The sequence below is a fragment of the Paracoccus sp. TRP genome (genome assembly GCF_000185925.1).
Lineage (GTDB): Bacteria > Pseudomonadota > Alphaproteobacteria > Rhodobacterales > Rhodobacteraceae > Paracoccus > Paracoccus kondratievae.
Map to the genome: position 1 here is coordinate 1 of NZ_AEPN01000072.1, position 8,874 is coordinate 8,874.

General features: G+C 61.3%; 10 protein-coding genes. 3 read left to right on the plus strand and 7 right to left on the minus strand.

The genetic code is table 11. The annotated features are described in order from the left end of the window. Nucleotides 1-430: 430 nt before the first annotated feature. The 6 genes from PARACOCCUSGL_RS0118920 to PARACOCCUSGL_RS22735 all read right to left on the minus strand — a co-directional run bounded on the left by PARACOCCUSGL_RS0118920 (nt 431) and on the right by PARACOCCUSGL_RS22735 (nt 7,134). The gene (locus tag PARACOCCUSGL_RS0118920) at nt 431-3,379 is read right to left on the minus strand and encodes a UvrD-helicase domain-containing protein (RefSeq protein ID WP_040602337.1); all 2,949 of its coding nucleotides are present in this window, start codon (nt 3,377-3,379) and stop codon (nt 431-433) included. A 338-nt stretch (nt 3,380-3,717) separates the two neighbouring features. After that, entirely contained in the window at nt 3,718-4,653 is a 936-nt protein-coding gene (locus PARACOCCUSGL_RS0118925) for a plasmid partitioning protein RepB C-terminal domain-containing protein (protein ID WP_010400298.1), read from the minus strand. After that, nucleotides 4,650-5,543, minus strand: a complete 894-nt coding sequence (locus tag PARACOCCUSGL_RS0118930) for a ParB/RepB/Spo0J family partition protein (RefSeq protein WP_010400300.1) — start codon at nt 5,541-5,543, stop codon at nt 4,650-4,652. Before PARACOCCUSGL_RS0118930 ends, PARACOCCUSGL_RS0118925 begins: the two co-directional genes overlap by 4 nt. Further along, nucleotides 5,537-6,127, minus strand: coding sequence for a hypothetical protein (locus PARACOCCUSGL_RS22725; RefSeq protein WP_010400302.1), 591 nt, complete (start codon nt 6,125-6,127; stop codon nt 5,537-5,539). Before PARACOCCUSGL_RS22725 ends, PARACOCCUSGL_RS0118930 begins: the two co-directional genes overlap by 7 nt. Before the next feature lie 42 nt (nt 6,128-6,169). After that, complete coding sequence (locus tag PARACOCCUSGL_RS22730; RefSeq protein WP_369750428.1) at nt 6,170-6,886, minus strand: recombinase family protein; 717 nt, start codon at nt 6,884-6,886, stop codon at nt 6,170-6,172. Next, nucleotides 6,883-7,134 (minus strand): recombinase family protein, encoded by a 252-nt coding sequence (locus tag PARACOCCUSGL_RS22735; RefSeq protein WP_369750429.1) that lies wholly within the window; start codon nt 7,132-7,134, stop codon nt 6,883-6,885. The genes PARACOCCUSGL_RS22730 and PARACOCCUSGL_RS22735 overlap by 4 nt, the downstream gene beginning before the upstream one ends. Nucleotides 7,135-7,238: 104 nt before the next feature. Between PARACOCCUSGL_RS22735 and PARACOCCUSGL_RS0118940 the strand changes: the two genes are divergently transcribed. The 3 genes from PARACOCCUSGL_RS0118940 (at nt 7,239) to PARACOCCUSGL_RS0118950 (ending at nt 8,224) form a co-directional block, all read left to right on the plus strand. After that, a complete protein-coding gene (locus PARACOCCUSGL_RS0118940) occupies nt 7,239-7,541 on the plus strand; it encodes a helix-turn-helix transcriptional regulator (RefSeq protein WP_010400303.1) in 303 nt (100 codons plus the stop codon). A gap of 112 nt (nt 7,542-7,653) precedes the next feature. Continuing rightward, entirely contained in the window at nt 7,654-7,908 is a 255-nt protein-coding gene (locus tag PARACOCCUSGL_RS0118945; protein ID WP_010400304.1) for an addiction module antitoxin, read from the plus strand. A gap of 4 nt (nt 7,909-7,912) precedes the next feature. Then, nucleotides 7,913-8,224, plus strand: a complete 312-nt coding sequence (locus PARACOCCUSGL_RS0118950) for a type II toxin-antitoxin system RelE/ParE family toxin (RefSeq protein WP_010400305.1) — start codon at nt 7,913-7,915, stop codon at nt 8,222-8,224. A gap of 368 nt (nt 8,225-8,592) precedes the next feature. On the opposite strand, the gene PARACOCCUSGL_RS21020 is transcribed toward PARACOCCUSGL_RS0118950, so the two are convergent. Further along, the coding region (locus PARACOCCUSGL_RS21020; RefSeq protein WP_010400306.1) for a hypothetical protein at nt 8,593-8,874 on the minus strand (282 nt) is incomplete at its 5' end.

Sequence of the window (8,874 nt, forward strand, 5' to 3'; positions counted from 1 at the left end):
GGTGAATCCCTTTTGTCAACACGCCCTAGGTCACGTCCGTCGAGGTGAATGTGCTCCGATATAGACTCGATTGCCTGGTGGGCGATTCCTTGGTTGTCGAGATCAATGGGGCAGCTTGGCACTCCTCTTCAGAAGCGGTTGCACAGGACCCGCCAGCACGACATGACGGCGGCGACGGTCGCCTACGATTGCTCGGGGGTTTATGTCGAGACGGACTACTGAATGGGGAATTATGGAACTGGCGCGGGCGAGCTCCGGGCCAGGCGACCCCACCAGGGGATACGTCACACGCCTCGACCGTGGCGTACCTCCCGGCCCGGATGACAGGTTCACGGCCGAAAAGAGCGGCCGGGCGTGGCTGCGCCAAAATGGTGGCACGCCAAGGCAACATGTGTTCCGTGCAGCGGTGGGCACAATTGTGCACCTTGGATCAGGCTCTTGTTCGTCGTCGTGATTTGGTGATCGTCGGCCGGTCACCACCAGAAATCTTCGCTTTCCCGGTGCAGTTAGGGTAACGAACGCAGCCGAGGAACTTGCCAAAGCTGCCGCTGCGTTCGACCAGCCAGCCATCTTCGCACTCCGGGCAAGTCGGGTAGCTGGCACCACACCCACATCGAACCTCGCTCGTCCCTTCAGCATGGCGAGGCAGGGCCGTGCCGCAGGATGGGCAGGCGGGCAGCAGGTTTCCGCAGTGCTGGACGTGCTCGCAGCGGTACCAGATGCGGCCATCCTTTCCCGCTACGCCCAGCAATCGCCCGCCGCATTTGCCGCAAACGTGGGCCTCTGGTTCCGCTCCGGGGGCTGTCGAGATCCCGTAGGCCGGGTCTTTGCGAAGCTCGGTCACAAAGGACGAAGGACGGGCATTCGAGGCAAGGATCGTCAGGGTATGACGGGCCCGCGTCATCGCCACATACATGACGCGCCGCTCCTCAGCGTTCTGGAACGCCTCCTCCTCGGGCGAGACCAACGACAGGAGGGGGTCGTCGACAATTTCAGACGGGAACCCCATGCGGCCGCTGTCGGCATTCAGCAGGATGACATGGTCGGCTTCCAGCCCCTTCGAGGCATGGATGGTCTTGAAGCTGATCTTCAGCTGCGGGAATCGGCGCCGCAGACCCGGCATGTCCGGTTCGTTGAAACGGTAGCGGCCGAGGAGCAGTACGGTCGTGGGCTTGGCCTCCAGAGCCGCAGCGGCAGACAGGGTGGCAAGCACCTCGTTAATCTCCCTGTCATCCTCGCCCTTGGACACTGAGACGATCCTGATCGCCGGTTCGGTCGCGGTCCCGGCCGGGACGATCTTCTTATCGATCTGGGCGGGGTTCTGCAGAACGAAGGTTCGGGCGGCAAAGGCAATCTGGTCGACCGAACGGAAGGTGCGGCCGAGGTCGACGGTCCTGTGCACGCCGGTCTCGCCATCGAAACGGCCCCCGAACTCCCGCCCGAAATGGCGCATCAGATGGATGTCGGATCCGGCGAAGCGGAAGATCGATTGCCAGTCGTCACCCACGGCAAAGACGCGCACATCCGGATGCTGGGCCTTCAACGCCTTCACCAGCCGGGCCCGGCTTTGCGAGATGTCCTGGAACTCGTCGACCAGAATGTGCCGGAACGGGCTGACATACTGGCCGGTCTCGGCATAGCGCGCGGCGCGCAGGATCATGTCCTCGAAGTCGATCCGGCCCTCCAGACGCTTCTGATATTCCTCGAAGACAGGCGCGAAGACGTCGAGGAACGCCCGGGCTCGTTTGCCTAGCTTCATCCGGTCGGACTTGGTCTCGCAATCCTGCAGGCTGTAGCCGCCGCTCTTGAACTTGCGCAGGAAGGTTCCGAGCAGCTTGGAAAAGTCATCGACCTGCTTCAGTTCGACGATCCGGTCATAGATGGTATCGACCGGCCGGGGGTTCAGGGTGACATGCGGAGCCAGCTTTTCGGCAAGGCCGGTCAGCAGGCGGCCCTCCTGCCGCTCATAGCTGTAGGTCTCGATCAGGGTGGTCTGATGCTCGGCGTGGACCTTCCGCTTCCAGTCCATCCCCGCCAGGTATTCGTCGCGGTCCAGGAAGGGCGCCGTGACCAGCCTTTCGCTGCCGTCCCGCGCCTTTTCTCGCCGCACCCCGAAATGCTCGATGTAAATGCCGCTTTCGGTCAGGCGGAAATCGGGCTGGTAGTCGCGCCTGCCGGTTTCCGCGATCTTGTGTTCGTAGACCGGCTCGTATTCGTAATCGACGCCGTTTTCGTAAAGCCAGTTTGCGATCTGCAGCTCTTCGTAACTCTTGACCTTTTCACCCTGCAGCGTCCGCAGGTCTTGGGCTTCCATGTGGGTGTAAAAGTCATGCTTGGTCTTGAAGTCCCATTCCGTCTTCGGCTCGACCAGGAAATGCGCGAAGAACTGGATGATCGCCTTCGACACCTCGGACAGGCGATAGACCAGGTCCTTCAGAATCTGCTTGATCAGGTTGGTGAAGGCCATGTCGTCGGTGGCATGATCTGCCAAGGCGGGCTTTGTCCCTTCGACGATCCCGATGATGTCATAGGCAATCGCGTGAAAGGTCCGCGCGACGATGGGCACGCCCGATCGGGCCTCGACCCGTTCCGACATCTCCTCGGCCGCATTCTTCGCGAACGCCAGAAGCAGGATTTCCTCCGGCTGCCGGATGCCCGCCTTTACGAGATAGGCCGCCTTGGCGGTGATGACGCTGGTCTTTCCCGACCCGGCCCCGGCAAGAACCAGCGTCGCATCTTCATCGACGACGACCGAAAGGCGCTGTTCCGGCGTCAGCGGCTTGCTCTCGATGGTGTCGAAGAAATCCTTCCAGCGCTCCAGTTCTGCGGTGACAAAGGTGGTGATGCCGTTGGCCCTTGCAGTTCGCGCGTCGGCGGCGAATTTTCGGACGGGCGCGATGCGCGCGACAACCTCGGGACCGATGGCCTCGGCATTCAGCTTGGACAGGAGCGAAGCATCCATATCGCGGGCCTCATGGAGCAGAGGTGCGATCCGGCACGCGGCCGGGTATCGGGATGGCGCGGCCAGCGACAGCACCTCGGCCAGGATCCGGTCCAGTCGCGCCTCGTCTTTCTTGAGGGCCGCGAGGTTGAAGCGGGTCCAGGCCGTCCTGACTGCTTCCAAGAAGTCCTGAGCGTCTTGGTGGCCCGCGCCTTTCAGCGTGACACCGTAATCGTCGGCCGAATGGATGGTCAGTGCGGTTCCGAGTATCCCCTTCCGAAGGGAAGGTGCGCTCGCCATCGACTGCAACGGTATTGCGACAAGATTGCCGCGTCGCGTTATCCGGATGTGATCCCCATCCAGTTCGAGCGCGCGAGCGGACCGGCCGAAGGGATCAGCCAGGAAACCGAAAAACGCGCGTTGTTGTATTCGAATCAATGAATTGGGCCTTCGTGGTCAGTCCAGCGCACAATGTGTCGTCGCCACCATGAGCCGCAACCATGTTTGCGCAAACCATTAAGAAGTCACTCGCGGGCGCGCTGGCAATCCCACCGGCCCCCAATAGCCGGCGGAATGCAGCGCGCCCGTCAAACATCGCAGATAGTCATCGCAAAAGAATACCTGCGTGGTCGGCGTTATGTCCACCGACCTTGGTGGGCTCCGAGCGGGTTCGCCGCCATCCCCACCGCCACGCTTGATCCGGCCCACAGTCCGGCGTCTCCCGCGGTCCCCGCGCTTATCGGGTCCGGGTCCCCATCCACGAAAAGTTCAGTCGGCTATTCTTCCGCCTCGTCTGGCCCTTCCGAAGAGGGCTCCGGGCGAGACAGCGTCGCCACGATTCGACCAAACTCGCCGAGGATGTCTCCGTGGTTCTTTTCGAGATAGCGATTGATCCGTTCATTCGTGAGCAGGCGTTCGACGTAGCGGCCCGCCACCACAAGACGTAGATGATCGGGACCAAGTGTCCCCTCGATCAGCTTGATGTTCTTCTGCAGGCTGGCCATCTCGGCCTTCATCCGCTCGGCCTGCTCGCGAGTGACACCGGGAGCGTCGGCCCGGGTCGCCGGATCGACAAGGTCGTCGGCATCGGTCGCAGCCAGGATGGCCTCGCTATAGGCCACCGTGTAATTGTTCGCTGCGATCATCAGTTCGGCCGCCTGTATCTGCCGCAAGGGCTTCATCTTGCGCAGGGACCTGAAACTGTTGACCGGGCAATGCTTGTCCTTCAGGAGTTCAGCAGCCTCGGGGCAGATGCCGTTCAGCAATGTCCGCTTTCGCCGGATCAACGCCACATCCACATTCAATGCAGCAGCAATACGGGCCTCTGGCACGCCACGCTCAATGGCCCGCAAGATCATCTTGTGTTCCTGAATTGTCGCGAGACGGCTGATGCGCTTGTTGTAGGTGAAAGACTCGTCGTCTGTGGCGACCAGGCAGGTGACGGTTTCCTCGCCCATTTCCTTCAAGACATGCAGACGGACATGACCATCGAGCAGGATGAACGTGCCGTCCTGACCAGGAGCGCGCGCAACCACGAGCGGTTCGATCAAGCCGGCCTCGCGGATCGATGCGGCGATCTGTGCATACTTCTGGCCCTTGGGAACCGTGATCGGCAGTTGCTTCACCGGCAGGATGGTGGCGATCGGGATCTGACGCAAGGTCGGCTCAAATCCTGGCCCCTTGGGCGGGGGCGTTTTACCCATATGTGTCATGCCCGAGGTTCCTTGAGACCGTCGACCACCATGCTCGGCAGGGAATCCAACCCCTCGGCACGGAGCAAAGTGAGGAAATTCTCATCCTTGAGCAGGGACTGGAACGCTGCGTCGAGGAACAGCAGGTTGCCGCGCGTCGACTGGGCCCTGCGGATCATGTCCTGCTGGCGTTCTGCCTCGATACGATAGGCCCGGACCAGCGCCGCCGATGTCATCCGCACCCCAGATCGTTTTGTGCGTGTGGCACCCTTTTTCTTGCCGTGCCGGTGGCGCAGTTCCACCAGCCGCCGTGCTTCAAGCAGCTTCTTGCCGCGCAATTCACCCGAGGCATAGGCCGCTTCCAGCGCCTTCTGCACATCCTTCTCTTCCGCCCTCGTGATATACAGTGCGACGCTGAGGGGCATCTGACCGGTCTCGACCGCGATCAGCAGTCGTTCCTCGCCGTTGGCGATCAACTCGCCGATTTCGTGAACGTACGACCAAGACAATCCGGTTTTCTCGGCGATGTCGTGGTCCGAGTATCCTCGGTCGCGCAGAATGGCGATGTCCTGCAGCAACTCGAGCGGTCGCTGCTGACGACGGGCGATATTCTCGATCACGCTACGCAGAAGTCGTTCGACCTCGTTCGCGTCCACGACGATGGCCGGGATGTGGGTTTCGCCCAGTGCAACATAGGCCTCCATCCGCCCCTGACCGCAGACCAGCCGATAGGCATCCCCTGACGCCGTGTCATCCTGCGCGACGGTGATCGGCTTCTTCAGCCCGACCTTGCCGATACTGTCCACCAGCGCACGAAAGGTCTTTTCAGATCGTTCTCGCGGATTTTCCACGGTGATGGCCGCAATGGGGATAATCTGAACCTCGGCGTGGGTTTCGATATCGCTCACCATGGTGTCACCTCGGAAACGGAAACGCGCCGGGCCATGTCGAAGAAAAAGTTCAACGTTTCAAAGCGGAAGGCGTCCAGCATCAGGCCATTCTCCTCTGCAAGCCCCAGAGGTTTGCTCCGCATCTCGAATTGGGGCAGCAGGTAGTAATCGAGCGCGTCAGTGTTCGTGCGGTTCATCCTGATGGCGATGGTGATGTCGGGCGCGAGTCCGGTGTCGAAGCGGATCTTCCAGCGCAGGCCGCCTGAGGAGGCTTCGCGGCAGCGGGCGACGACGACGGATGCCGTGAATTCGCCGTTGATGGTCAGCAGGTCCGTCGCAGGGTTCCTGATCACAGCACCGCCAAGCAGGGTGATTTCGTGGATCACGCGCTCAATCTCGTCGCCGTGAAATTGCCGCAACAGGCGGTTGGCTTCGATGTAGCGATAGTCGCGATCCGGGGTGAACCCGACAAGGGAATAGGCCCTGAGCAGGCTGCCGAAGCGATGGGCATAGGCGCCGCTGGACGGCATCCCATCCGCTTCGTCGATCACCAGCCCCGAGATATAGCCATGGCGCTGGAAGAGCCGGGTAAGGCGCTCCAGCATCTCCTCATCCGAGAAGCGACGGTTGCGCGCCGCGATGATGGCCTAGGCCTTCTGAAACTGTTTCGGCTCGACGATGGCATCGAAGGCGCCGTCCGAACGGATCCACATCTCCGGGCCGTTGGCGACCCGCTTGCGCTTCAGTTTGAATGAGCGCCGGTTGTAGACGTTGTTGCCGATGTATTTCTCGTTGGTCAGGATCTGGTGGACGGTTGCGCGGGTCCAGGCCCGTCCGAGATCGGTGAGGATGCCACGTTCGTTCAGCTCGGCCGCGATTTCGCTTTCCGACAGGCCCTTCTTCAGAAACTGGCTGTAGATCCAGCGCACCGTCCGGACCTCCTCGTCTGGTCCGGGAACCAGGACGACGCGATCAGTCTGAAGGCTCTTGTGCTCACCGCGCTTCAGTTCGGTTTTTACTTCGCCCCGCTCATTGAGCAGGGCGCGACGCAACCCGAAGCCCGCCGGGCCGCCCTGACGATAGCCGAGCTCAATCAGGCGGCATTGGCCCGCGAAGACCTTCACTGAAAGCTCACGGCTGTATTCGCCCGCCATTGCGCGCTTGACGCTTTTGACGATGGTGGAGGTCGGAGAACCATCGTTCTCGAATTGCTCCGCGCAATAGGCGACCTGCATCCCCGCCTTGCGGCAGCGGTATTCGTAATAGGCAGATTCGTCGGTGTCCTGAAAACGTCCCCAGCGGGTGACGTCATAGACCAGAATCACGCTGAACTCGGCCACGCCGGATTCGACATCGGCGATCATCTGCTGCAATGCCTCCTGCCGCCGATGATCAGGCCGCTTTTCGCATCATCCGAATAGGTTTTGACAATCCTGATGCCGCGGCGTTCGGCGTATTCGCGGATGGTCTGCGCCTGGTTCTGGGTTGAATACTGTTGATGCTCGGTCGACATCCGGACGTACTCCGCAGCCAGCAGCTGCTCTGACGGCTCGGTTTCTCCTTCGGATAATAGTGCTTTTCCCCGAGCCACGCCCGCCTCCCAAGAAATCATGTGGGCTGCTTCGAGCTGATGGCCCTCTACTGCAGGCCCAAGCGCAAATACGAACTGCCGCTTTTCATGTCCTTCCCAGAGTATTATCGAAGGAGGACGCAGAGATGCGGACCAAGACGGGCACATTTGTGCCGAAAACGGGCACAAATGTGGACCTTGAAGCCGATGTCGCCGACTACCGGACCGCCATTGCCGCGGCGCTTCGGGAGGAACTCGGCCTGACGCATCGGGCAGTCAAGACGGCGATGCGGTGGACGGGCGCCAGCGAGCGGACCGTGAAATACTGGATCGCTGGCGAGCGTGGACCCAGCGGCGAGCATCTGATCGCACTGGCCAGGCACTCTGATATCGTGTTCCACATGGTCCTGCTGCTGGCCGATCGGCACGACGGCGCGGATGCCGAATAAGGTCAAGCCGCCACTGAGGCCGCGGGGAGGCCAAATTGGTCCACCGCCGCCAGACTTGATGTGTAGTGTTTTTTGGTTATATTGAATACACGCCTAGCATGAGGAGCCTTCCATGTCCCGCACCACGACCATGACCGTCCGTCTGAGCGGTGCGCTCAGCGATTTCGTCGCGGCCAATGTCGGCGAGAACGGCTCTTACGAGAACATCAGCGAATACGTGCGCGACCTGATCCGGCGAGACAAGGAGCGGGCCGAGCAGGAGGCTTTCGACCGGCTGAAGGCCGAACTGACCCGCGCCTTCGCCGCGCCTGAGACCTGCTACAGGCCGCTGACGGCCGCCGAAGTCATCGCTCGCAACCGGGCCTGACCGGATGGCGATCCGGGTTCAGGAGGCGGCATCACTCCGCCTCGATGACATCTACCGCTATACGCGCGACCGATGGGGCGAGGTCCAAGCGGACCGCTACATCACCGGCATGTTCGAAGCGTTCGAACGGATCGAGGCCCATGGCGTCGCCTCAAAGCCTATCCCGGCAGAGTTCGGCGTTGAAGGGTTCTTCTTCCGGTACGAGCACCACTTCGTCTATTGGCGCCGATTGTCCGACGGCGATATCGGTATCGTCGCTATCCTGCATGGGCGCATGCATCAGATCGACAGGTTCAAGGAAGATTTTCGCGACTGATACGGCAGGCGCTCACGCCCGTGATGCTTGCATGCGCCGTCGGCGGCATCCACAAGAGAAGGTTGGATATCAGGCCCATCCCCTCCGCCACTTGCCCTTGCGAAAGCGTTCTCCCGATCCGGCTGCGGCCGGATTTTTCCGTTGTTTTCGAGGGTTATGCGGGCGGGGCTGTTAACCGGCTCACGCTCCAAAGGGCGCACACGCGTTCTCTTCGGGCCGATATTCTCCAGACCTGTTAACCGCGTACAGTCCGGTTCAGAGCCCATGCTATTGAAATCAGTGGATTTAAACTGGATGCGCCCCGGGCGGGGTTCGCAGTTCCGTTCGCCACTCCGCTGGAACCCGGATCGAACGATCAGCGAACGGCCCTAGGCCGCCTGCGCGAAGCCACCGTTCACGGCCTGCTGCCACACATGGGCGTAGACGCTTGCGGCAAGCGCTTTCTTTTCATCGGGCGTGAACGGCGGTGACGGCAAACTTGCGAAGACTTCGTCCAAGATGAAGACCTCGACGTCTGCCTTGGTCTGTTCCTTCTCCCAGAAGCGATCGAGCTCAGCCAGGCGCGCCTTTATGGATGCCAAGAGGTCGCGGCTCGCCTGCTTCACCCGCTCACGAGACGTCTTGTGTTGATTTCCGTCGAGACGTGACCC